General features: G+C 61.7%; 29 protein-coding genes. 15 read left to right on the top strand and 14 right to left on the bottom strand.

All coding sequences use genetic code 11. From position 1 onward, the window contains the following. The first annotated feature begins 45 nt into the window (after positions 1-45). The 6 genes from QMX96_RS01870 to QMX96_RS01845 all read left to right on the top strand — a co-directional run bounded on the left by QMX96_RS01870 (position 46) and on the right by QMX96_RS01845 (position 5,733). Entirely contained in the window at positions 46-1,437 is a 1,392-nt protein-coding gene (locus QMX96_RS01870; protein ID WP_058540163.1) for a GntP family permease, read from the top strand. A 10-nt stretch (positions 1,438-1,447) separates the two neighbouring features. Next, positions 1,448-2,218, top strand: coding sequence for a 3-hydroxybutyrate dehydrogenase (gene hbdH, locus QMX96_RS01865; RefSeq protein WP_104572437.1), 771 nt, complete (start codon positions 1,448-1,450; stop codon positions 2,216-2,218). Positions 2,219-2,286: 68 nt separating this feature from the next. After that, entirely contained in the window at positions 2,287-2,766 is a 480-nt protein-coding gene (eco, locus tag QMX96_RS01860; RefSeq protein WP_054914544.1) for a serine protease inhibitor ecotin, read from the top strand. Positions 2,767-2,857: 91 nt separating this feature from the next. Beyond that, positions 2,858-3,133: a peptidylprolyl isomerase gene (locus tag QMX96_RS01855; protein ID WP_038611202.1), complete on the top strand. Its 276-nt coding sequence runs from the start codon at positions 2,858-2,860 to the stop codon at positions 3,131-3,133. 150 nt (positions 3,134-3,283) lie between these two features. Then, complete coding sequence (locus tag QMX96_RS01850) at positions 3,284-5,617, top strand: autotransporter outer membrane beta-barrel domain-containing protein (protein ID WP_282360879.1); 2,334 nt, start codon at positions 3,284-3,286, stop codon at positions 5,615-5,617. Next, positions 5,596-5,733, top strand: a complete 138-nt coding sequence (locus QMX96_RS01845) for a hypothetical protein (protein WP_282360877.1) — start codon at positions 5,596-5,598, stop codon at positions 5,731-5,733. The genes QMX96_RS01850 and QMX96_RS01845 overlap by 22 nt, the downstream gene beginning before the upstream one ends. A gap of 3 nt (positions 5,734-5,736) precedes the next feature. Here the strand turns inward: QMX96_RS01845 and QMX96_RS01840 are convergent, their stop codons facing one another. Then, complete coding sequence (locus QMX96_RS01840; protein WP_043861489.1) at positions 5,737-6,363, bottom strand: LysE family translocator; 627 nt, start codon at positions 6,361-6,363, stop codon at positions 5,737-5,739. 101 nt (positions 6,364-6,464) lie between these two features. On the opposite strand from QMX96_RS01840, the gene QMX96_RS01835 reads away from it, so the two are divergent. After that, a complete protein-coding gene (locus QMX96_RS01835) occupies positions 6,465-6,797 on the top strand; it encodes a hypothetical protein (RefSeq protein WP_058540160.1) in 333 nt (110 codons plus the stop codon). Here the strand turns inward: QMX96_RS01835 and QMX96_RS01830 are convergent. Next, positions 6,790-7,479, bottom strand: coding sequence for a metallophosphoesterase (locus QMX96_RS01830; RefSeq protein ID WP_282360875.1), 690 nt, complete (start codon positions 7,477-7,479; stop codon positions 6,790-6,792). The two genes, QMX96_RS01835 and QMX96_RS01830, sit on opposite strands and share 8 nt — an antisense overlap. Positions 7,480-7,563: 84 nt before the next feature. Between QMX96_RS01830 and QMX96_RS01825 the strand changes: the two genes are divergently transcribed. From QMX96_RS01825 to QMX96_RS01810, 4 genes are all read left to right on the top strand, one after another. Beyond that, a complete protein-coding gene (locus tag QMX96_RS01825) occupies positions 7,564-7,791 on the top strand; it encodes a hypothetical protein (RefSeq protein WP_043861486.1) in 228 nt (75 codons plus the stop codon). Between the two features lie 62 nt (positions 7,792-7,853). Continuing rightward, positions 7,854-8,078, top strand: coding sequence for a hypothetical protein (locus tag QMX96_RS01820; RefSeq protein ID WP_043861485.1), 225 nt, complete (start codon positions 7,854-7,856; stop codon positions 8,076-8,078). Positions 8,079-8,197: 119 nt separating this feature from the next. Further along, positions 8,198-8,410: a hypothetical protein gene (locus QMX96_RS01815; protein WP_043861484.1), complete on the top strand. Its 213-nt coding sequence runs from the start codon at positions 8,198-8,200 to the stop codon at positions 8,408-8,410. Positions 8,411-8,613: 203 nt separating this feature from the next. Then, positions 8,614-8,865, top strand: a complete 252-nt coding sequence (locus QMX96_RS01810; protein WP_043861483.1) for a hypothetical protein — start codon at positions 8,614-8,616, stop codon at positions 8,863-8,865. A gap of 53 nt (positions 8,866-8,918) precedes the next feature. On the opposite strand, the gene QMX96_RS01805 is transcribed toward QMX96_RS01810, so the two are convergent. Together QMX96_RS01805 and QMX96_RS01800 are read right to left on the bottom strand one after the other, a co-directional pair. Continuing rightward, a complete protein-coding gene (locus tag QMX96_RS01805) occupies positions 8,919-9,101 on the bottom strand; it encodes a DUF6021 family protein (RefSeq protein ID WP_078480403.1) in 183 nt (60 codons plus the stop codon). A gap of 84 nt (positions 9,102-9,185) precedes the next feature. After that, positions 9,186-9,365, bottom strand: coding sequence for a hypothetical protein (locus QMX96_RS01800; RefSeq protein WP_080922870.1), 180 nt, complete (start codon positions 9,363-9,365; stop codon positions 9,186-9,188). An 86-nt stretch (positions 9,366-9,451) separates the two neighbouring features. Here QMX96_RS01800 and QMX96_RS01795 point away from each other — a divergent pair, with 86 nt between their 5' ends. Beyond that, positions 9,452-9,694, top strand: coding sequence for a hypothetical protein (locus tag QMX96_RS01795; protein ID WP_278929890.1), 243 nt, complete (start codon positions 9,452-9,454; stop codon positions 9,692-9,694). A 70-nt stretch (positions 9,695-9,764) separates the two neighbouring features. Here the strand turns inward: QMX96_RS01795 and QMX96_RS01790 are convergent, their stop codons facing one another. Then, positions 9,765-10,808, bottom strand: a complete 1,044-nt coding sequence (locus tag QMX96_RS01790) for an ABC transporter substrate-binding protein (RefSeq protein ID WP_282360862.1) — start codon at positions 10,806-10,808, stop codon at positions 9,765-9,767. A 192-nt stretch (positions 10,809-11,000) separates the two neighbouring features. Here QMX96_RS01790 and QMX96_RS01785 point away from each other — a divergent pair, with 192 nt between their 5' ends. Both QMX96_RS01785 and QMX96_RS01780 read left to right on the top strand, forming a co-directional pair. After that, positions 11,001-12,953 (top strand): FAD-dependent oxidoreductase, encoded by a 1,953-nt coding sequence (locus QMX96_RS01785; RefSeq protein WP_253086700.1) that lies wholly within the window; start codon positions 11,001-11,003, stop codon positions 12,951-12,953. Positions 12,954-12,998: 45 nt separating this feature from the next. Further along, complete coding sequence (locus QMX96_RS01780) at positions 12,999-13,601, top strand: cupin domain-containing protein (protein WP_043861479.1); 603 nt, start codon at positions 12,999-13,001, stop codon at positions 13,599-13,601. Positions 13,602-13,648: 47 nt separating this feature from the next. Here QMX96_RS01780 and QMX96_RS01775 read toward each other — a convergent pair whose 3' ends face one another. From QMX96_RS01775 to QMX96_RS01765, 3 genes are all read right to left on the bottom strand, one after another. Next, the gene (locus QMX96_RS01775; RefSeq protein WP_167400191.1) at positions 13,649-13,822 is read right to left on the bottom strand and encodes a hypothetical protein; all 174 of its coding nucleotides are present in this window, start codon (positions 13,820-13,822) and stop codon (positions 13,649-13,651) included. A gap of 40 nt (positions 13,823-13,862) precedes the next feature. Then, positions 13,863-14,057, bottom strand: a complete 195-nt coding sequence (locus tag QMX96_RS01770) for a hypothetical protein (RefSeq protein ID WP_054914550.1) — start codon at positions 14,055-14,057, stop codon at positions 13,863-13,865. Between the two features lie 82 nt (positions 14,058-14,139). Then, on the bottom strand, positions 14,140-14,655 hold the full coding sequence (locus QMX96_RS01765) for a DUF4142 domain-containing protein (RefSeq protein WP_043861503.1): 516 nt from the start codon (positions 14,653-14,655) through the stop codon (positions 14,140-14,142). Between the two features lie 196 nt (positions 14,656-14,851). Between QMX96_RS01765 and QMX96_RS01760 the strand changes: the two genes are divergently transcribed. Continuing rightward, positions 14,852-14,986, top strand: a complete 135-nt coding sequence (locus QMX96_RS01760) for a hypothetical protein (RefSeq protein ID WP_255001044.1) — start codon at positions 14,852-14,854, stop codon at positions 14,984-14,986. Positions 14,987-15,249: 263 nt separating this feature from the next. Here QMX96_RS01760 and QMX96_RS01755 read toward each other — a convergent pair whose 3' ends face one another. The 6 genes from QMX96_RS01755 to QMX96_RS01730 form a co-directional block, all read right to left on the bottom strand. Further along, positions 15,250-16,308 (bottom strand): linear amide C-N hydrolase, encoded by a 1,059-nt coding sequence (locus QMX96_RS01755; RefSeq protein ID WP_282360846.1) that lies wholly within the window; start codon positions 16,306-16,308, stop codon positions 15,250-15,252. Positions 16,309-16,451: 143 nt separating this feature from the next. After that, a complete protein-coding gene (locus QMX96_RS01750) occupies positions 16,452-16,739 on the bottom strand; it encodes a hypothetical protein (protein WP_282360844.1) in 288 nt (95 codons plus the stop codon). Positions 16,740-16,855: 116 nt separating this feature from the next. Further along, positions 16,856-17,206 (bottom strand): copper-binding protein, encoded by a 351-nt coding sequence (locus QMX96_RS01745; RefSeq protein ID WP_078480399.1) that lies wholly within the window; start codon positions 17,204-17,206, stop codon positions 16,856-16,858. Continuing rightward, positions 17,203-20,361: an efflux RND transporter permease subunit gene (locus QMX96_RS01740; protein WP_282360840.1), complete on the bottom strand. Its 3,159-nt coding sequence runs from the start codon at positions 20,359-20,361 to the stop codon at positions 17,203-17,205. The genes QMX96_RS01745 and QMX96_RS01740 overlap by 4 nt, the downstream gene beginning before the upstream one ends. Further along, positions 20,358-21,842: an efflux RND transporter periplasmic adaptor subunit gene (locus QMX96_RS01735; protein WP_229590076.1), complete on the bottom strand. Its 1,485-nt coding sequence runs from the start codon at positions 21,840-21,842 to the stop codon at positions 20,358-20,360. The genes QMX96_RS01740 and QMX96_RS01735 overlap by 4 nt, the downstream gene beginning before the upstream one ends. After that, complete coding sequence (locus tag QMX96_RS01730; protein WP_043861473.1) at positions 21,839-23,095, bottom strand: TolC family protein; 1,257 nt, start codon at positions 23,093-23,095, stop codon at positions 21,839-21,841. Before QMX96_RS01730 ends, QMX96_RS01735 begins: the two co-directional genes overlap by 4 nt. Positions 23,096-23,160 lie beyond the last annotated feature (65 nt).

Below are 23,160 nucleotides of genomic sequence, written 5' to 3'. Positions count from 1 at the left end.
GGGCTGCATCCCAACAAAAACAAGATGCACCCAAGGAGACACTCAATGAGTGTGATCATTGCCCTGGCAGCCCTGGCGCTGCTGATGCTGGCGGCCTACCGTGGCTACAGCGTGATTCTTTTTGCCCCCATCGCCGCCCTCGGCGCGGTGCTGCTTACCGACCCTTCCGCCGTCGCGCCCGCCTTCACCGGGGTGTTCATGGAAAAGATGGTCGGGTTCATCAAGCTCTATTTCCCGGTGTTCCTGCTCGGCGCCGTGTTCGGCAAGCTGATCGAACTCTCGGGTTTCTCGCGCTCGATCGTGGCTGCCGCCATTCGCCTGCTGGGCACACGCCAGGCCATGCTGGTGATCGTACTGGTGTGCGCGCTGCTCACCTATGGCGGCGTGTCGCTGTTCGTGGTGGTGTTCGCGGTGTACCCGTTCGCCGCCGAGATGTTTCGCCAGAGCGACATCCCCAAACGTCTGATACCAGCCACCATTGCCCTGGGTGCGTTCTCGTTCACCATGGACGCCCTGCCGGGCACCCCGCAGATCCAGAACATCATCCCCAGCACCTTCTTCAACACCACCGCCTGGGCCGCGCCTTGGCTTGGCGTGATCGGTACGCTGTTCGTGTTCTGCACCGGGATGCTGTACCTGCAGCGCCAGCGCAACAAGGCGCAGCGCGCCGGTGAAGGCTACGGCAGCGACTTGCGCAACGAGCCCGAAACCGCCGCCGACCTGACCCTGCCGCACCCGCTGCTGGCGTTGTCGCCACTGCTGCTGGTGGGGGTGATGAACCTGCTGTTCACCCACTGGATCCCGGCGTGGTACGGCAAGACCCACAGCCTGAGCCTGCCCGGCATGAGCGCCCCGGTACAGACCGAAATCGCCAAGCTGACGGCCATCTGGGCGGTCGAGGCCGCCCTGCTGCTGGGCATCCTGCTGGTGCTGGTCAGCGCCTTCGGCGCCATCCGCACGCGCCTGGCAGAGGGCAGCAAGAGCGCGGTCAATGGTGCCCTGCTGGCGGCGATGAACACGGCGTCGGAATACGGTTTCGGCGCGGTGATCGCGTCGCTGCCAGGCTTTCTGGTATTGGCCGATGCGCTGCGCAACATTCCCAACCCGCTGGTCAACGAAGCCATCACCGTGACCCTGCTGGCCGGCATCACCGGTTCGGCATCCGGCGGCATGAGCATTGCGCTGGCGGCCATGGCCGACAGCTTCATCAGTGCGGCGCACGCGGCGAACATTCCGCTGGAGGTGCTGCACCGAGTGGCCGCGATGGCCAGCGGCGGCATGGACACCCTGCCGCACAACGGCGCAGTGATCACCCTGCTGGCGGTGACCGGCCTGACCCACCGCGAAGCCTACAAGGACATCTTCGGCATCACCCTGATCAAGACCCTGGCAGTCTTCGTGGTGATCGCTACCTTCTACGCTACAGGCATTGTCTAAGGAGACTTCCATGAGCCTTGCAGGAAAAGTCGCACTGGTTACCGGTTCCACCAGTGGCATCGGCCTGGGTATCGCCCAGGCATTGGCCGGCGCTGGCGCCGATGTGATTCTCAACGGCTTCGGCGACGCCAGTGCAGCGCTTGCCGAGGTGGGCCGGCATGGCACCCGGGTGGGGCACCACGCGGCAGACCTTGGCAGCGTGGAACAGCTGAGCGACCTGTTTGCCTATGCCGAACGCGAGTTCGGCGGGGTCGATATCCTGGTCAACAACGCCGGCATCCAGCATGTCGCCCCGGTGGAGGCGTTCCCGGTGGAACGCTGGGACGCGATCATCGCGCTCAACCTTTCGGCGGTGTTTCACAGCACCCGCCTGGCACTGCCCGGCATGCGCCAGCGCAACTGGGGGCGGGTGATCAACATCGCCTCGGTGCACGGGCAGGTCGGCTCGGTAGGCAAGGCCGCCTATGTGGCGGCCAAGCACGGGGTGGTCGGGCTGACCAAGGTGGTGGGCCTGGAGACCGCCACCAGCAACGTGACCTGCAACGCCATCTGCCCCGGCTGGGTGCTCACCCCGCTGGTACAGAAGCAGATCGACGATCGCATCGCCAGCGGGGTCGACCCGCAGCAGGCCCAGCAGGACCTGCTGGCCGAAAAGCAGCCCTCGCACGCCTTCGTCACACCGCAACACCTGGGCGAGCTGGTATTGTTTCTATGTAGCGAAGCCGGCAGCCAGGTACGCGGCGCCGCCTGGAACATCGATGGCGGCTGGCTGGCCCAGTAGCCATCGGCCTGGGGCGCAGGTACCGCTGGCCGGCTACGACTGTCATTTTCAAACCGCAAGGAGCTTTTATGCGACCGCTTTCCCTGACCGCCCTGGTCATGCTGCCCCTGGCTTTCAGCGCCCCTGTTCTCGCAGCCAGCCTCAAGGATGTGGCCCCTTATCCCGAAGCCGAAAACGGTTTTGTGCGCCAGGTGATCCACCTGCCCGAGCAGAAAGACGAGTCGGCATTCAAGGTCGAGGTACTGGCCGGCAAGACCCTCAAGGTGGACTGCAACCTGCAGCGCCTGGGTGGCAACCTCGAAGAAAAGACCCTCGAAGGCTGGGGCTATAGTTACTACCGGCTGGACAAGGTGATGGGCCCTGTCTCTACCCTGATGGGCTGCCCCGACAACAAGAAGATCGACGCCTTCGTGCCGGTGGTCGGCGATGGTTTCCTGCTGCGCTACAACAGCAAGTTGCCGGTGGTGGTCTACACCCCCAAGGACGTGGAAGTGCGCTATCGCATCTGGTCGGCTTCCAGCGACGTGAAACGCGCCACGGTGGAGTAACCCGCCAAGGCGTGGGTTCGGGGCACGGCGCGCCAAGCCGCCCTGCCCCGAATCAGGCATAATCGCCGGTTTTACCCGTAACAGAGGCAACATGAAAGCACAGGCCCGTCACATCCTGGTCAAGACCGCCGAAGAGGCCGAACAGCTCAAGCAGCGCATCGCCAAGGGCGAAGCCTTCGATGTGCTGGCGAAAAAGTACTCCACCTGCCCGTCGGGCAAACGCGGCGGCGACCTGGGCGAAGTACGCCCGGGACAGATGGTGGGCGCCATCGACCAGGTGATTTTCAAGAAGCCGTTGCGGGTGGTACACGGCCCGATCAAGAGCAAATTCGGTTACCACCTGGTGCAGGTGTTCTACCGCGATTGAGCCCTCTGCCCTGATCGACAGGCGTGCCATCGGTCAGGCGTTTTTGCGCCAATGTGCACATTTCCGATGACCACCTATCATTTCTGCCAGTTGCGACCGCCGTCGCAGCCCTGTATCGCTTGGGCCGATCGCTAGCCCAAGGAGGACGAAATGAGCCCGCCCAGCCGCGTTGCCCTGGCGTGCCTGCCGTTGCTGGGCCCGTGGGCCCTGACAAGTCAGGCGGACTGCACCTTCGCCCCTACCGGCGGCAACGATCGTTATGTCTGCGACAGCGGCATTGGCACCTCCCTTGTCGACCCTGGCGGTGACAACACGCTGATACTGCCGGCCGGGGGCAGCGGCACCCTCGCCGGCAGCGTGACCTTCGGCCCCGGCGCCGACCGCGTCGAAATGGCGTCGGGTATCATCACCGGCGTGCTCGATCAGGGCGCGGGCATCGACACCTTCATCATGACCGGCGGGCAGTTGCAGGCCTTGCAGCAGGGCAACGGCCGCGACCTGTTCCAGATGAGCGGCGGACGCATCATCGGCGCCTTCGAAGATGGCGATGTGGCCTACATGAGCGGCGGGCGCATCGGGCGCGTCGACATGAAGCTGGACCGCAACCTGTTCGACATGTCCGGCGGCATCATCGACGCCAACCTGGTCACAGGCTTTGACCGCGACACGGTCATCGTCAGTGGCGGACGCATCGGCGGCAACATCAGCGTCAGCGGCGGCGACGACAGTGTGACCATCAGCGGTGGCGAGGTGGTGGGCAATGTACTGCTCAGCTTCGGCGACGACAGCTTCACCTGGCGCGACGACGGCATCGTGCGCGGTGCGGTGCTGATGGGCGACGGCAGCGACCAGGCGCTGCTGGCCAACCTCGACGAAAGCCGCCTGGGGCTGGTGCGCCAGGTGGACGGCGGCCTGGGCAGCGACAGCCTGGTACTGGACCATACCCGCAGCAGCCTGGGCGCGCGCTATACCGGTTGGGAGCGCATGGCCCTGACCAACGCCTCGGTCTTCAACCTGGATGACCACCTGGTTCTTGGAGACCAGGGCACGGGTACCGGCACCTTGCTGATCGATGCCACCAGCCAGCTGGTGGCGCGCACCGGCCAGGTGACGGCGTTTGCCGGCGGCACATCGGTGAGCGTGAACAACGCCGGGCTCATCGACCTCAGCAGCGGCGCCAATGCACTGGGCCGCCTGACCCTCGACGGCAACTACGCAGGCAGCAACGGCGTGCTCAAGGTCGACAGCGTGCTCGAAGGCGACGGCGCCGCCTCCGACCGGCTGGTGGTCAACCAGGGCTCGCTGGCCGGCAGCACTGCCCTTCAGGTGAACAACCTGGGCGGCAGCGGCGCGCTGACAGCGGCCGATGGCATCCAGGTGGTCGAGGCCGGCCCTGGCACCACCAGCACCAGCACGGCGTTCAGCCTTGGCCAGCCCTTGTCGGCCGGGGCCTACCAGTACTACCTGTTCAAGGGCGGGGTCAGCGCTGGCAGCGAGAACAGCTGGTACCTGCGCTCGAGCGTGGTCGCGCCCCCGGTATCGGCGCCGCCCCTGCCCGGCCAGCCACCGCCACCGGTGGTGCCGGCGCCCGTGGCCGCCCCGGGTACCCCGCCACTGCCCACCCCGGTCGCCGGGCAGGCCATCGTGCTGTACCGCGCCGAAGTGCCGGTGTACGCGGTGGCCAGCCGCGCCGCGGCCATCATCAGCCTGTCGACCCTGGGCACCTTCCACCAGCGCCAGGGCGAGCAACGCCTGCTCGACGAACAAGGCCCGGTGGCAGCCGGGTGGGCCCGCACCTTTGGCGAGCACCTGCGCCAGCAGTGGTCCGGCACGGTGTCGCCAAGCCTGGACGGCAACCTGAGCGGTTTCGAGGTGGGTCATGACCTGTATGCGATGCACACCGACGGCGGTTATCGCCAGCACGCCGGGGTGTATGTCAGCCATAGCCGGCTCGATGGCGATGTCAAAGGCTTCGCGCTGGGTTTCGAAGACAATGCGGTGGGCGATGTTCGCCTCGATGGCGACAGTGTCGGCGCCTACTGGACGCTGATCGGTCCCGGGCAGTGGTACGTGGACACGGTGCTGCAGTACACCGATCTGGACGGCCGCGCCCGTTCCGATCGCGGCGTGAAGCTCGATCTGGATGGGCATGCCCTGGCGGCCTCGGTGGAGGCCGGCTATCCGCTGGCATTGAGCGCGCGCTGGGTGGTCGAGCCCCAGGTGCAGGTGATCGCCCGCAAGGTCGACTTCGATACACGCAGCGATGGCATTTCAACGGTCACCCAGGACAGTCAGACCAACTGGACCGGTCGCGTTGGCGCACGAATCAAGGGCAGCTACCTGGCCGGCAGCGTGCCACTGGAGCCCTACCTGCGCAGCAATGTATGGCGCAGCAGTGGCGGGCGCGACACCCTGCGGTTCGACGGGGCGAGCCGATCAGGACTGATCAGGCCGCCACCTGGATGGACGTGGGCGCCGGCCTGAGCGCCCGGCTGAGCCCCGCCGTGGCGGTGTACGGCGCAATGATCTACAGCGCCAACCTTGACAGCCGCCAGCAGGAATCGATTGGCGGCACCCTGGGGCTGCGCATCCGCTGGTAGGGCTCAGGCCCGGCGTGCGGCGAGCAGGCCGAACCCCGCCAGGCCCAGCAACGATGCGCTGACCCGGTTGAACAGCCGACGCGGTGCAGGCTGGTTGAACCAGCGCTGCATGTACGCCCCCAGCCAGCCGTAGATGGCGATGGCCAGCCACTCCAGTACCAGGAACATCGCCCCCAGCACGGCGAACTGCTCGGCCACCGGCGTGGCGCTTGTCACACTGACGAACTGGGGCAGGAACGCGGTGAAGATCAGGATGGCCTTGGGGTTGCCGGCTGCCACCAGGAACTCCTGACGCGCCAGGCGCAGGGTACCCACGCCGCGTGCACCGACCTGCGCGGCCTCGCCGACCGGTGCGCGCCACAACTGCCAGGCGATGTAGAACAGGTAGCCGGCGCCCAGCACCTTGACCAGCAGGAACAGGTATTCACTGGTATGCAGCACCACCGCCAGGCCCATGGCGGCCAGTACGATCATCCCGGCAAACGCCAGCAGGCGGCCGGCGCCAGCCAGGCAGGCCGTGCGCAGGCCGTAGCGGCTGGCGTTGTTCAGCGACAGCAGGTTGTTGGGGCCAGGGGCCATGTTCAGGGCGAAACAGGCCGGGATGAATAACGCGAGGGTGGTCAGGTCCATGAGGGGCTCCGGTGGCTGGGGCAACGAGTTTCAAATGCCCTGCCGGCCAGCGTCAAGTCATGTATGATCGCGCGCTTCTCGAAATCTGCCAGGAGGCGACCATGCGCCCGAACAGGGTAGGCAGCGGCAATATGATGGTCTTGCTGATGGCTGGCTTCCTGTTGATTCTGGGTGCCCTGGCGATGGCCCTGCTGAACCTGCAAGACCTGCAGGCGGGCAGCGTGACCAGTATGGTCAGCAACCGTATCCGGCCAGTCCACCACGTGACCCATACGCTGCGTGACAACCCCGACGCGTTTCATGCCGCGATCCTGTTCAAGATGGTGTTCAGTGGCCTGATGCTGCTGGTTGGCATCGCGTTGTCATGGGTATCGATACGCCAGCTCAGGCGAACCCCCACCAAGCCCAACGGTGACCCGTGGTGGTTCATCTAGGCGTCTGCAGTAACTCAAGGCTGGCAAGATCAAGCAGGCTGAAGTGTCCGCTTGCCCAGCCGCCGGTATCGAGGTGCCAGACATTGCCCAGCACCTTCACCTCGCGCAGCGTGGTGTGCCCGACGATCAGCGCACGCAAGCCCTTAACCTCGCCAGTGTCGCCCTGCTGCAAGCGTCGCCGCGACCATTGGCACACTTCCTGAACATCGGCTGAAGGTTCGCCTGCCAGGTGCTCGCACAGTGTCTGCCAATGCGCGAACGGGCAGTCGGCGTGCAGCAGGCCAACCAGGCCTTCAGGGGTTTGCAGCTCCAGCGCCAGGGGCATCTGTTCGAAGGCGGCCACAAAGCGGGCCTGGGCCTGCGCATCCAGGTCGAGAAACCAGCCGCCACCACTGGCGCGGTACATCGCCTGGTCCAGCCAGTGGCCCCGCACGTGGGCAATGGCCAACGCTTCATGATTGCCTTGCACCGCGTGAAACCAGGGTTGATCGAGCCATGCCAGCGCCTGTTCGCTGTCGGGCCCACGGTCGACCAGGTCGCCCACGCTGAAAAGCCGATCGATGGCCGGATCGAACCCGACGGCATCCAGTGCCTGCTGCAGGCGCTGGAAGTGCCCATGGACATCGCCCACCGCGATATCGCGGCCACGACGGTTGGCCCGTACCTGCACCCTGGCGCTCATGCTGTGCCTCCCCTCTTCTGTTGCCGATGGTGTCGCCTGCTAGAATGCACCCATTTGAACGCAATCAGCCCATCCGAGGTATCCATGGGTATCAAGAAGTCCTCCGCAGAACTCAAACGTGACCTGAAGCTGGTCGCCACCGACCTTGAGCGTACCGCCGGTGAAATCAGCAAGCTGGCCGAGCGCATCAAGGACGTCGACGTGGTGGCGGTGCTGCACCTGATGAACCGCCTGTACCGGGACTCGGACAAGCTCAAGGCCTATGCCGACGAGGTCAAGGACGGGCGCATCGTGCGCGGCAAACCCGATTGAGGCTGGGGGGGCCAACTGCCGGCGCACTGCTACACTTAATTCGCCGAAGGGAGGAATGCGCCATGTCCGACAAAGAGATCACCACCCTGCTGACCCTGATCAACCACCGTCAGGACCGCCTGGCCGTGGCCTGCAAGGAGATCGCCGACTGGATCGACCGCCAGGGCGATGTACCGGTGGCGGGCAAGATCCGCGACACCCTCAAGGCCGTCGAAGCCGACGAGGTGCTGGTGAAGAAGACCCTGACCTCCCTCACCCTGGACCGACCGCTGCCGCGCTTTCGCTAGCCGCTGACAGGCAGGCGCATCGCCCGTTCCGATGGAATTGTTGTCGCAATATCAATATGATAGCGGCCTGTCGCACGCCGTTCGTGCGACAGTGGACAATGACTCGGGAAGGATTACTCGTGAAAGATTTTGTTATCAGCGTCAACAACGTGGTGCTGTACGTGGCACTGGCCGTCATCTGGATTTCCGGCCTGTTCATGTTCAGCCAGAGCTTCCTGGCTGGCCTGGGCACATTGATTGTCGGTACGCTGACCTGGTGCATCGTTTCCGGCTTCTGGTTCGTCCAGTCGGCCACCTACGAAGAACTGCGCAAGCTCAACAACAAGCCCTGACGCCCCGGCGTAGCGCTTGACCCACTGCCCCGCGGCGTTGCCCGGGGCAGTTCTGTTTCAGGGCCCTGCTGCCCGCCCCCGCCCCGCAACCTGCTGTAACGCAACCGGTCGCCCCCTCGCGACATCCGGTGGAATCCCTGCCGCCCTGGCCTGTCGGAAGCTGTGCAACGCCCTTCATACCCATGAACACTGCGAGGCAGGCAATGACCAATCAAACACTGCAAAACGAAGTACTCACCCGGCTGTACCACGCCCACCCGAACGGGTTGGGCAAGGAAGTGCTGGACAACTTCGAAGGCGAAAAGGCGGTGGCCGAGACGCTCAAGCAACTGCAGGACAAGGGGTTGATCCAGGACGGTGCGGTCACCGTTGGGGCCGACGATGAACCGTCAGTGCGTTACCCGATCAAGCTCAGTGCGGCGGGTGTGACCGCGGCCAAGGCAGCCGGCGGCTGATTGCACGGCTGATTGCAAAAAGGCCCGGCATTGCGCCGGGCCCTTGTTTGCGGCTACTCGCCAAGAAGCGGTGGCTTGCGTGGTTCTGGCCCGCCCTTGGGCGCCTTGGCCGGGCCTACCGGATCGACCTGCGGGTCATCCAGGTCTGGCGAATCGGGATCAAAGTCCAGCGTGTCCCGTTCAGAGGCGTGCTCGGATGAATGCGGTCCTTCTGGTTTGTGCTGATTACCGGTCATCAATACCTCCACGTCGTCGAATGGGGCCAGGCATCCGGGTGTCTGCCAGCGATCCCCCCAGCCCCCTGGCAGACGCCCCTGCGCTCAATCATTGGGCAGCGGCATGTCTTCGTCATCGGGCACGCCATCACCGCTGGCCGGGTCTTTCCAGTCCTCGGGACGATCTGGCGTGAACACCGGTGGGCGTGCCAGCGGATCGACGTCTTCGGGAGCCGTCGTCGGTTGGGTGGGGTCTTGGGCTTGGGCAGTCACTTGGTCAGTCATGGAACACCTCGCCAGCAAAGGCCCGGAACATCCGGGCCCTGTCAGTTGGAGGTCAGGCCGGGGCCAGGGTGCAGCACACGCGACGAATGGTGAAGCCGGCAGGGCTATGGGTCTTCCGGCTGGTCATCGTCATCGTCGAGCAGACCCCAGGCATCATCGTCCTCGTCATCCTCATCCATACCGCCCGCCTCTGGCTCGGGGGCAATGTATTGATCGTGAAATTCGTGGTCGAGCAGGTGGTCGTGCTCGGGTTCGTGGATATCGTCGTCATCGTGCATGGAACGGGCTCGCCGGCGGTTCTGGTAAGCGCGTATTTAACCAGACTTTGAAGGGGCGCCGCGCGCCCCTTCACAGCTGAGCCCGCTCTTGCAGAACGGTGCAGGAGACGGGCTGCAACGACTACTTGGTAGCCCAGGCGTTGAAGCGCTCCTCCAGTTCGTCACCATGATCGACCCAGAACTCGACATTCATCGACAGCGCCCCTTGAAGGTTCTGCGGCGAGGTCGGCACCCAGCTGGCCAGCGACGGGTCCAGCTTTGCCGCGGCCTGGGTGTTGGTCGGGCCGTAGGGAATCTGCTTTACATAGCGCACCTGCGCTGCCGGGTCGTTGGTGTAGGCGATCAGCCGCTTGGCCTGGTCGACATGTTTGGAGCCCTTGATGATGGCCCAGTAGTCCATGCCGTACAGGCTGCCGGGCCATACCACCGCCAACGGCGCACCGGCCTGCGCGGCACTGGCGATGCGCCCGCTGTAGGTGGAGGTCATCACCACGTCACCCGCCGTCAGCCACTGCGCCGGCTGCGCGCCAGCCTCCCACCACTGGATGTTGGGCTTGAGCTCGCTCAGCTTGGCAAAGGCGCGGTCCACGCCCTCGGGGGTGGCCAGTACCTTGTAGACGTCCTCGACCTTGACGCCGTCGGCCAGCAGTGCGAACTCCAGGTTGTACACCGCACGCTTCCTCAGGCCGCGCTTGCCCGGGTATTTGTTCACGTCCCAGAAGTCGGCCCAGGAGGTGGGCGCCTGGGCCAGTTTGTCTCGGTCATAGGCGATCGCCACGCTCCACACCAGCGCCGCCGAGCCGCACGCCTGGGCAGCGTCCGGGATCAGCTCGTCGGCATGCCCCAGCTGCTTCCAGTCGAGGGGTTCGTACATGCCTTCGTCGCACCCGCGCATCAAGTCGGGCCCTTCGATCTGCACCACATCCCAGTCCACATTGCCAGTGTCGACCATGACCTTGATGCGGGCCATTTCACCGTTGTACTCGCTCTGTATCAGCTTGCTCTTGTCATGGGCACTGAACGGCTGGAAGAACGCCACGTCCTGGGCCTTCTGCCCGGCACCGCCATAACCCACCACTACCATCTGCGGAGCTGCCTGGGCACTGCCCAGGCCCAGGGCAAGCAGCACTGCATACAGGCCTGGTTTACGCGGGAACGCTTTCATCGATGGATCCTCCTGCGGGTACCACTCGGCCTGGCGCCGGTGTGGTCCACTTTCTTGTTTTTGTGAGGTAAGCCCCTGCACTGGGGTGACTCGACGCTAATCAAACCCAAGTAAAAAAACAAGTTGATTTTTTACTGTCGGTACACTTTCATAGAAAAATAATAACAACGCCCCCGCTGGAGCCTGACCACCATGTCGACCGCCTTCGCGCACCTGTTCACCCCGTTGCAGATCCGTGGCAAGCGCCTCAAGAACCGCATCATGTCCAGCGGCCACGACACCTCGATGCCCACCGACAACCTGGTCAACGAACAGCTGATTGCCTATCACCAGGCCCGGGCCGAAGGTGGTGTGGGGCTGATCGTGCTGCAGGTGGCCGGCGTACACGACAGCGCCCGCTACACCTCCCACGTGCTGATGGCCACCGATGACGCCTGCATCGAGGGGTATCGCCGGCTGGCCGAGACCTGCCATGCCCACGGCACCGTGGTGCTGTCGCAGATCTTTCACCCGGGCCGCGAGATCATGGAGTCCAGCGACGGCTTGCTGGCGGTGGCCTACTCGGCCTCGGCGGTGCCCAACGAACGGTTCCGGGTGATGCCGCGCGAGCTTGACCAAGGCATGATCGACGAGATAGTGGCCGGCTATGCTGCGGCGGCGCGGCGCCTGCATCAGGCGGGCGTGGACGGCGTGGAGGTGGTGGCCAGCCACGGGTACCTGCCCGCCCAGTTCATCAACCCACGGGTCAACCGGCGTAGCGACGGCTACAACGGCGACCTTGAACATCGTTTGCGCTTTGTGCGCGAGGTCATCGCCGCGGTGCGTGCCAGCACCGACGAACACTTCATTATCGGCCTGCGCATCAGCGCCGATGAACGCGACGCCGAGGGCCTGAGCGAAGATGAATCGCTCGGCGCGGTGAAGGCCCTGCAAGGGCAACTGGACTATGTGCATATCGTGGCCGGCACCTCGGCGTCCCTGGGCGGCGCGGTGCATATCGTGCCGCCGATGGCCATCGAGGCCGCCTATCTGGCCCGCGAGGCGGGCACCTTCAAGGCCAGCCTGGACATTCCGCTGTTCGTTACCGGGCGCATCAACCAGCCCCAGGAGGCCGAGCTGATACTTGCCCGCGGCCAGGCCGACGTGTGTGGCATGACCCGCGCGCTGATCTGCGACCCGCAGATGCCGAACAAGACCGACAGCGGCCGGGCCGAAGACGTGCGTGCCTGCATCGCCTGCAACCAGGCCTGTATCGGGCACTTCCACAAGGGCCTGCCGATTTCGTGCATCCAGCATCCGGAGACCGGGCGCGAGCGGCAGTTCGGCCAACTGCAGCCTGCCACACTGCGCAAGAAGGTGATGGTGGTGGGCGGCGGCCCGGCCGGCATGAAGGCTGCCGCGGTAGCGGCGGCCCGTGGTCATCAGGTCACCCTGTATGAGGCGGCCGCCCAACTGGGTGGCCAGGTGCTGCTGGCGCAACTGCTGCCACGGCGCAGCGAATTCGGCGGTGCCAGCACCAACCTGCAACGCGAGATGCAGTTGGCCGGCGTGGAGGTGGTGCGCAATACCCGGGTCGACCGCGCGCTGGTCGAGCGCGAGCAGCCGGATGCCGTGATCGTTGCCACCGGTGCCGCGCCCTACTGGCCGGCTTTCGAGCGCGGCGGCGAGTTGCAGGTGGTCGACGCCTGGCAGGTGCTGCGCGAGCAGGTACAGGTCGGTCGCTCGGTGATGGTGATGGACTGGCGCTGCGACTGGATCGGGCCGGGCATCGCCGAACGCCTGACCCGCGCCGGGCATCAGGTGCAACTGGCGGTCAACGGTACCCACTGTGGCGAGAGCCTGCCGCTGTATGTGCGTGACCAGATGGCCGGCGAGCTGCACAAGCTGGGCATCCCGATCACGCCCTATGCGCGGCTGTATGGCTGCGACGACAGCAGCGTCTACTTGCAGCACACCGCCAGCGGCGAGGCGATGATCTTCGAAGGCATCGACACCCTGGTGCTGTGCCACGGCCATCACCCGGTCGACACCCTGGCCGGCGAGATCCAGGACCTGGCCCCAGTACACCGCATTGGCGATTGCCTGGCGGCGCGTACCGCCGAGGAAGCCATCTATGAGGGTCTTAAAGTCGCCGCGAGCCTGTGAGGCTGTTTATACTCCGGGCCTTTGCAGGGCTGATCGGATAACGCCATGAGCAACAACAGCAAGCTGCCGCCCACCGCCGAGGACGGCAGCGCCGCGCCGCACTTTCTGGGCACGCGCATTCGCGGGCTTCGCAAGCGTCGCGGCATGACCCTGACCGAGCTTGCGCAACAGAGCGAGCTGACCGCCGGCTATATCAGCCAGCTGGAACGCAACCTGTCGTACCCCTCGATACCGGCACTGTTCAATATCGCCCGCAGCCTGGGCGTGACCATCCAGTGGTTCTTCGCCAGCGAGGCGGTCACCGCCCCCGAGGACAGCGGCTACGTGGTGCGCCGGCAGAGCCGACTGAGCGTGCATTACGAAGACGGCATCGTCGACCAGTTGCTCACCCCGCAACCCAACCGCGAACTGGAGATGCTCCATTCGCGCTTTCCGCCAGGCACCTACAGCCAGCAGAGCTACAGCCATGAGGGCGAAGAAGCCGGGTACGTGCTGTCCGGCCGCTTCGAACTGTGGGTGGGGGATCGCCATTTCGAACTCGGTGAAGGCGACAGCTTCAGCTTCTCCAGCCAGGAGCCGCACAAGTACGGCAACCCGGGTGAAGTGGATGCGGTGGTGATCTGGGTGATCACCCCGCCCACCTTCTGAGCCCTGCGCCCCAAGCCTCGGCTGACTGGGGCGCACGTTCGCTCAAGCTAGTTGTTGGGGGGTTGCCGAGGCGCCGGCTCCGCAGGGGGCGTGTCGGGCTTTTGCATCTGCAGGGAAGACTTGCTGCGATCGGTATCCTTGTCGACATGCTCGGGCTCGTTGAAGCACCCTTGCAGCATCGACAGGCTGGCGACCAGCAACGCCAACGCGGTCAGTTTCATGACGTTAACCTCCAGGCACTGCCGGCATTGGCAACGCCCCTCAGTGGAAGATAAAGGCATTGGCTTCCTTCACCAGCTCGCGCCACTCGCGACTGCTGATGATGCCCGCCACCTCGAGTGCATCGGCGGCCATCAACGCCTTGTCGTAACGCTGCTCGGCGTCCAGTGACGCATGCTCGTGGACCAACGCCTGTCGCCAGTTCTGCAACGCCTGCCTTTTGTCCGTGTCGTTCATCGTCACCTCTCCTCTACGACTGGAACGGTGCGTACTGCATTGCCAATGGCCAGCGCCTGCGCACTGGCCAGCGGGCATTGACTCAGGGTTGGGCTGCATCACCGCCGTGTGCGCTGGCAAGTGCCCTGGCCTTGGTCAGATGCTCTTTCAGCGTGGGCAGGGTTTTCTCGGCGAACGCCTTGAGCTCGGCATCGGTGCCGTCCTTCACATAGTTCTCGAACAGCTCGATGGTGGCCTCGTGCGCCTTGACCTGGTTGTTGGCATAGGCCTGGTCGAACGACTTGGCGCTACGCAGCTCCAGAATCATCGCCTTGGCCTTGTCCATCAGCATGGCATCATCCGAGACTTCCAGCTTTTTGCTGGCAGCGATGGCCTTGAGCTTCTCGTTGGCTGCGGTGTGGTCCTTGACCATCATGTCGGCAAAGGCCTTCACGTCGCTGGCGCTGCCCTTCTCCTGGGCCAGCTTGCCGGCTTCCACTTCGGCAATGCCTTTGGCCGAGGCGTCTTCCACGAAATCGTCGGCGTCCTGGGCCGCGTGTACCGCGCCTGCCAGGGTAAACGCCAGCGCAAAAGCGCTGCTTCGCAACAGGGTATTCATCATGAAATCCTCGTTCTGTTTTTCGGGAACTGCGTTTGAGGTACCGCTGTTCATGTGAGCGCGTGGCGGCGTGGGTGGTTCATCTTTTTTGCCTGGCCTGTTTGCGGTCGTCGATACACGGGCAAAAAAATTGAATTAGCCCGACACCCGCCCGGTCCAGACCTATGAACGCAGTAAATCTGACGAGGTAACAGCAATGACTATCGAAGCAGAGACACTCGTACAACTGACCGACGCCCTGCGCAAACGCGGCCTGACCCGCGTCTCGGACATCACCTTCATGCGCGCGCCCTACCGGCACAATCACCGCTGGACCTGCACGGTGAAATAGCAATCATTCAGACCAATCCCGTAATTTTCACAAGCCTTTCACATTCGAAGGCTTATGGTTGACCCAGCTCCTAGTAGAAACCTTTAAGCCCGCTCCCCCCCATCGCGGGCTTTTCTTTGTCTGGGATTTAGGTTGCCACAGGCAGGCTGATGACCGAGCCGCCTTTTGTTCAACGCACACAAAAGCGCTCGACCTCATGATTGCCGAGGCGAGCGCTGTTGCGTCCTGAGTGTAAATGTCAGGGATCAAGTCGCTGGTGCAATTCAAATCCCCTCGAATTTGAACGGTGCGGACTCTTCGAAGCGGGCGGACACTTCGCCGGCATACACGTTTGCCTGGTTCGGCCCCAGGTCCAGCTTCTTCACCTTGCCGGTTTTCTGGCTGAGGTCCACCTTCTTCAGGTCAACCCAGAACGTATTGGGCGTGACTGCGGACTCGAAAAAATACTGCTTGTGTTTATGGTCCGCCACGGTGCGCCAGCGCGTGGATGAGATATTGGGCTGATCTGGCGTTGTAATGCCGTACGGCACCGAGACGTTGCGAATCACACTGAACACACTGGCCAGTGACAGCCGCGCATCCTCATGCTTGGGCACGGCATTTACGTAGAAGGACGCACGCGCAAAGCGATCAGGCGAGCGGTTGGTGCCAGGCAACATCTGTGTTCCGTCAATGCCTTGCCAATAAGCATACATTTCCAACTGCTCGTCGAACTTCGGCGAGTTCGTCATCACTTGATATTTTCTGTCGTGGTGAATGACTTGCTTGCCATCGATATATTCAACGATTGCGCTATCACCCGACGCATCGGACATTGAAAGGTGCAGCGTTGCCAGGCGGGTTTCGTTCGGAACCTTGGATGTCACCACATGAAACGGTTCGGCCTTGAGCGCCTCGACCGCTTCAGCCACGGTCTTGAAGTTATCCAATACGTACTGAGCCCATGCCGAGATACTGAGCCCTGGCTTGCCCTGTTCGAGTGCTGGATATTCTGATTCCACCAGCCACAGCAGGTTTGCAGACAACCCGGCTTCGTTGATGCCGTCGGTGGTGGAAATATCGTAGCCGGACGCAATGACACTGCCGTACTTCGACGTCCAGGTAACCGAATTGGGGCCTGCCTCACCGTGGCGCTTCATGCCCTGGGGGAACACCCACAGGTTGGTTTCCACATCCTTCGCCCAGTCCATTGAGCGTGCCGTTATGATCTGTTGGTTGTCTCCAAGAAAAACCAGCCGCGTGCAGGCGTGCACCACGGGTATCGATGAACAGAAACCGACCAGGGCCAGTGCAATTCCTTTTGCTGCGGGTGAAAGTTTCATTCCTTTGATTTCCTTGACCAAACTGATTATCAACACGCGCGAGCCCAGGCCTTCAAGCGAACGTGCAAGCACCTGGCTCGGTAATGACAAATAGTGTTTGATCGTCAATGACGACAAACATCAGCCAATAAAGCACGGACATATCAGAAATCAAGATTTGAGGGGACAAACAGCGTTCGCTTACAAGTACCGCAGCCTTGGCTTACCCCACTTGGGTCGATTCGGTGTTTTTCCATTTTGTGGTTGCACGGGGCGCGGATGCGCCAGCCGAGCTGGTCCAGGTCGGTCATACCCGTCAGATCGGCGAAGGCTTTGTCGATATAAAGGAAAGATGTCAACCCATGGAGATCAGTTTGAATGAACAGTTGGCGGGGTTTAGAGCAAGTTTCCGGCGTCCATAGACCACACGCATTTTCACAGAAATGGATCACGTGGTGTCCATGGTAAATACGCGAATTGTGGCGACGATCAGATGGCGGATTTTAGCAAGGGCAGCCTTTCCAAACCGGCACGACAGAGCGTGCCGGTAGTTCTCATCGCTACAGTCTTATTTTTTAATGGAAACGATTGCGGCTTTGCCATCCTTTACCCTAAAGGAAAACGATACATGGTCTCCGACCTTCAGACCTGCCAGCTGATCCTCCGTCACTGAAAAGGCCATAGTCATTGGGGGCCATTGCACCGCTGGCACAGCTCCGTGGGAGATGGTCACCGTATGCTTCGAAGTATCCATAGCCTTGATGGTTCCCTCAGCGTCAGCAACTGGAGCCTGTTTTGTTTCCTGCTCCATCTTCATGCCCTCCATACCATCCATTTTCATACCCGGCATGTCCTGCGAGTAGGCAGAAAGTGAAAACATAAACGCGGTACTGGCAGCTGCGATCAGGGTCAGTTTCATACGAATTTTCCTTGTGGTTTGATCGGTTCAACGATGAGGTGCCGGCGACGCATCAGGCGATAGGCTGCCGGAATGACAAACAGGGAAAGCAAGGGGGCCGTGACCATGCCGCCGACCATGGGCGCGGCAATGCGGCTCATCACTTCGCTACCAGTGCCACTGCCCAACAGGATCGGCAGCAAACCGGCAATAATGACCGCCACGGTCATGGCCTTGGGTCGAACGCGCTGCACAGCGCCTTCACGAATCGCTGCCACCAGCCCGCGCTCAGTGCTGTCGCCGAGGTCTTCCCGTTCGGCCCAGGCATTCTTCAGGTAGAGCAGCATGATCACACCAAACTCGGCGGACACACCGGCCAAGGCGATAAAGCCGACCCCGGTGGCGACCGATAGGTTGAATCCCAGCAGATAGAGGAACCATGCTCCGCCCGTAAGTGCGAATGGCAGCGTGGCCATGATCAGCAAAGCCTCATCGAAGCGGGCGAACGTCAGATAGAGCAGCACGAAGATGATCAGCAGCGTGGCAGGCACCACCAGCTTGAGTCGTGCGTTGGCCCTTTCGAGAAATTCAAACTGTCCTGAATAGCTCAGGCTCATTCCGGGCTGCAACTTGACCTGCTCACTGACGATTCGGCGCAGATCGGCGACCACCGAGGCAATGTCTCGACCACGCACATCGATGTACACCCAACCCGAAGGTCGTGCGTTTTCGCTCTTGAGCATCGGTGGGCCATCCGTGACCTTGACCTTCGCCACTATGCCGAGGGTGATCTGGCTCCCTAGCGGGGTATAGATCGGCAATTGCTCCAAGGCGCCGACCGAATCACGCCACTCCCGTGGGTAGCGCACGCTGATCGGAAAACGGGCGAGCCCTTCAATGGTCTCCCCGACGTTTTCACCACCGATAGCACCGGCCACGATGGACTGCACATCGGCAATATTCAGCCCGTAGCGCGCGGCGGCTTTGCGGTCGATATCCACGTCGATGTAACGGCCACCGGTCAGGCGCTCAGCCAGAGCTGAACTGACACCAGGCACACCCTTGGCAACGCGCTCTACCGCCTGAGTAGCGGCGTCGATCTCCGTCAGGTTGGTGCCGGCAACTTTCACCCCGATGGGACTCTTGATCCCAGTGGCCAGCATGTCGATACGGTTGCGAATCGGTGGTATCCAGATATTCGTCAGTCCAGGGACTCGCACCACTCGATCCAGTTCTTCCACCAGTTTTTCCTGGGTCATGCCTGCACGCCATAGCTCGTGCGGTTTGAATTGAATGGTGGTTTCGAACATCTCTAGCGGCGCGGGGTCGGTGGCAGTTTCCGCGCGTCCCGCTTTACCGAAGACATGTTCGACTTCGGGCACGGTTTTGATCAGGCGGTCGGTCTGTTGCAGCAATTGCGCTGCTTTCTGTGCCGACAAGCCCGGCAAAGCCGAAGGCATATAGAGCAGATCACCCTCGTCCAGCGGCGGAAGAAACTCACCACCCAAGCGCGACATTGGCCATAGCGCACTGACAAAAATCAGTAGCGCCAACAGCAATGTGATCTTAGGTCGACGCAAGACCATATCCAAAGCCGGCTGATAGATTCGGATCAGCCAACGGTTTAACGGGTTCTGCTGCTCATTGGGTATTCGCCCTCGAATCCAGTAGCCCATCAGCACGGGCACCAGAGTCACAGACAATCCCGCCGCTGCGGCCATGGCGTAGGTCTTGGTGAACGCCAATGGGCCAAACAGCCGTCCTTCCTGAGCCTCAAGGGTGAATACCGGAATGAACGACAAGGTGATGATCAATAGGCAGAAGAAAAGTGCCGGGCCTACCTCTGCCGCTGCTTCAGTCATCACATGCCAATGACGCTCCCCCGTTAGCTCCTCATCCGGATTGGCTGCGTGCCAGGCCTCGATTTTCTTGTGGGCGTTTTCGATCATCACTACGGCAGCATCGACCATGGCACCAATGGCGATGGCTATTCCGCCCAAGGACATGATGTTGGCGTTGATACCTTGGTAACGCATGACGATGAAGGCAATCAATACACCAACCGGTAAGGAGATAATCGCCACCAGGGATGAGCGCAGGTGCCAGAGGAAGATCCCACACACCAAGGCGACGACGATGAACTCCTCGATCAGCTTGTGACTGAGATTATCGACAGCGCGGTCGATCAGCTTGCTGCGGTCGTAGGTGGTGACGATTTCCACACCAGCCGGCAGACTGCTTTTCAGTTCATCGAGCTTGGTCTTGACCGCTGCAATGGTTTCGCGAGCATTCTTGCCGCTACGCAAAATCACCACACCACCGACGGTCTCACCTTCGCCGTCGAGTTCGGAGATGCCCCTGCGCATTTCCGGCCCTAACTGAATCGTGGCGACATCACCCAGGCTCACCGGCACACCGCCTGAACCCAACTTAAGCGGGATCGCTCGAAAGTCATTAAGTGTCTTTAAATAGCCCGACGCCCGCACGATGAACTCGGTCTCTGCCATCTCCAACACGGCACCACCGGTTTCCTGGTTAGCTTTGCCGAGAGCCTCGCTCACCTCGACTTGCGTGATGCCGAGGCTGGCCAGTTTGAGCGGATCGAGCTGCACCTGGTACTGCTTTACCATGCCTCCCACGGTAGCCACTTCCGCAACGTTGGGCAAAGTCTTGAGTTCGAACTTGAGGAACCAGTCCTGAAGAGCGCGAAGCTGTGCCAGGTCGTGTCCGCCACTGCGATCTACCAGTGCATATTGATAGATCCACCCCACCCCTGTCGCATCCGGCCCCAACGCCGGCTTGGCACTGGCAGGCAATCGACTTTGTATTTGGCTCAGGTATTCCAGCACCCGCGAACGGGCCCAATACAAGTCAGTGCCGTCTTCGAACAACACGTAAACGAAGCTATCACCAAAGAAGGAGTAACCACGTACCGTCTTGGCACCCGGCACCGAGAGCGTGGTGGTGGCTAACGGATAGGTGACCTGGTTCTCGACAATCTGCGGCGCCTGGCCTGCGTAAGGTGTACGGATGATTACCTGTACATCAGAGAGATCGGGCAGCGCGTCTATAGGGGTGCTCTGCACCGACCAAATGCCCCAAGCCGTAACGAACAATGTCGCCAGTAGCACTAGGATACGGTTGGCCACTGACCAACGAATCAGGGCCGCGATCATGGCTGGCTCCCCGATTTATCCAAGCGATCCACACGCAAACCATCATCGGTTTGAGTAACTCCGATACGAACCTTGTCACCCGTTTCAAGTCCCTGCATCAGTGCCGGTTTGGCAAGCGGGAAAGTCATCGTCATACCAGGCATGCCCAACGTCTTGAAAGGGCCATGGGCAAGAGTGACCTCTTTGTCGTTGATCTCAACAATCTGCCCATCCGCTTCATGTAAGCTGGAGCCTGCTGCACCTGGTGGTGACTCGTCCTCCGCCCCTATGACAACGCCCTTAAGGCTGGCCTCCGAGTCGAGCAGGAATTGGCCAGACGTAACCACCTTCTGACCTTCTTCCAAGCCCTTCAGGATCGCCGTTCTACCATCGCTTTCCTGCCCAAGTTGGATCTCCACAGGACGGTAGCGACCCGCGCCTGCGGCGAGCATCACCAGAGCACGTCGACCAGTGCGAATGACGGCCTCGCTTGGCACCCACAGGACACTCTGCTCGGTCGAGCGGTTCAGACGTACCTCCGCCGACAGACCTGGTCTCAGGTGACCGTCAGGATTGGGCAGCTCCACCCGCACACGAATTGTGCGACTGTCCGAGTTGGTCTCGGGCAAAATCGCGCTGACCTTGCCATTGAGTGTTGTTCCCGGAAAGGCAGGCAAGCGCGCTTCGACAGTCTGTCCTAAGGTGAGAGTTCCGGCTTCCGATTCTGGAATGGCCACGGCCAGCCAGATACTGCTCAAGCCGTTCACACGTGCCAGAGTATCGCCAATCGCCACGGTCATGCCTGCACGAACATTCAATTCTTGCAGCACACCACCTATAGGGCTGGTGAGCGTCAAGTAAGGCTGAACCTTGCCACTACGCCCGACCTGAGTGATCAGTGCCGCTGGCATTCCCGTGAGCAGTAATCGTTGGCGGGCCGCAGCCAGTAGCTCAGCATCCCCGCTGCGTTTCAGGGCAAGGAACTCCGTCTGGGCGGCTGCCCACTCTGGCACTAGGATATCCGCCAATGCCGCGTTGGCCTTGAGCACGTCACCGGGAGCATGGGCGTAGACCCGCTCCACAAAACCACTGGTGCGAGCCTGAATCACCGCGACATCACGCTCGTTGAACGCCAGGATGCCTGTCACATTGAGGCTGGAATCCAGGACACCACGGGTGACGGTCGCAAAACGCAGCCCGAGATTTTGAGTCAAGCTCGGATCAATACTCACAGTTGCCCGATCCCCTGCACCGCTGGCGTACTGGGGAACCAACTGCATGTCCATGAAGGGGGATTTACCCGGCTTGTCGAATTTTTGTTGCGGGTACATGGGATCGTACCAATACAGGGCTTTCCGCTCGTTTGGAGAATTGAGGCTCTGCTCTGGAACGGTACTTGGCACTTCGCTCATGCGCAGATGAGCGAACCAGTACCCACCGGCTACACCCAATGCCAACGAGATGCCTATCACCAATGACCCACTCCATTTTTTTAGGCTCATTGGCTGGTCTCCCCATAAGCGAAATACAGGCGCGCACTGGTCAGCGCTCGTTGCTCCTCCACGTCGATCTGTTTGAGGCGCGCTTCGACGAGTTCACGTCGGGCGGCAACCACGGCGCTCAAATCGCCTTTGCCCGACCGATAACTCGCCATACTGAGTTCGACCTTTTCCTTGGCCAGAGGCAACAGGCTTTCCTGATTTCGACGCACCGCACGATTCAGGCGCTCATAGTCGGCCAGTTCGCTCTCCAATTGCTGAGTGTGCTCGCGTGACAGGGCTTCGCGCTCGGCCTCGAGCTGGCTGAGTTCAGCCTGCTTGGCAGCGATTTTGGGGGTTTGGCGCGAGTCAGGAAACAGAGGTAAATCCCAAGAAAATTGCACGCTGACCATATCGCCGAACTCACGGCCACGATGCTGGTAATCCACTTCCCAGCTCCAGTCCGACTGCTTCTCTGATACGGCTTCCCGAACCTTGGCCTGCGCTTCGCGGGTCATCGGTGCAAACGCAGCCAACTCGGGATGGTGTTGCAGCCTATGGGAGTAGCCTGAGGTGTCGACCGGCCATTCAGGAAAACTACCCACAGGCTTGTCGTTAGCGGCAGAACCAATCCAGCGTTTGAGAGCCGCTTGTGCTTGCGCTCTTTGGAGAGTCAGATCGTCCTGTTGTTCTGCCAGTTTGGCTGCTTCTTGTTTGGGTGTCACCGCGTCAGCAGGTTGAGCGCGGCCACCGGCAATCTGAGCCCGTACAGTATCGGCTAGCAGGAGATTTTCTTTGTAAAAGTCCTGAAACAGTGCATCTTTGCGCTCAACCGAGTAACTACTGATCCAGGCCAATGCCGTGGACTGGCGTACCTTCAGACGTTCGACTCGACGCTCCGCAGAGGCGCGATCAATAGCTGCATCGGCGACCTCAATCCGCGCTTTGCGCTTGTCGCTGTTGGGCATCTCCTGTCTGACCCCGACCATTTGCATGGTCATGAAGTCTTGGTCGATGCTCCAGCGATCCGGGCCCCCAATGGGGTAGTTCTGCACGCCCATCAGCAGCTTGGGATCAGGTAATTCACCGGCTGGAATAGCTGCACTGCTGGCAGCTTGAATTTTGGCATCTTGTGCGGTCAGCGACGGCGCATTGTTTTCGGCCAGACGCAGAGCTTCATCGAGCGTCAATGGCGCAGCGAAGCTCGGCAATGCCAGCACGCTTGCCGCCAAGCCGGCCATAAGAGACCAGCCTGTGCAATTGCACTTGGAGTTCATGTTTACGATTCCTGTGATCATCCACTGCACGCGAAAAAATGGAACGCGCGCAGCTAGTCCATCCC

Origin of the sequence: Pseudomonas sp. PS01300 (assembly GCF_029960155.1) — a bacterium.
GTDB classification, from domain to species: Bacteria; Pseudomonadota; Gammaproteobacteria; order Pseudomonadales; family Pseudomonadaceae; genus Aquipseudomonas; species Aquipseudomonas palmensis.
Note: the sequence above shows the minus strand (reverse complement) of the source record. Positions and strands in the feature narration are given on the sequence as shown.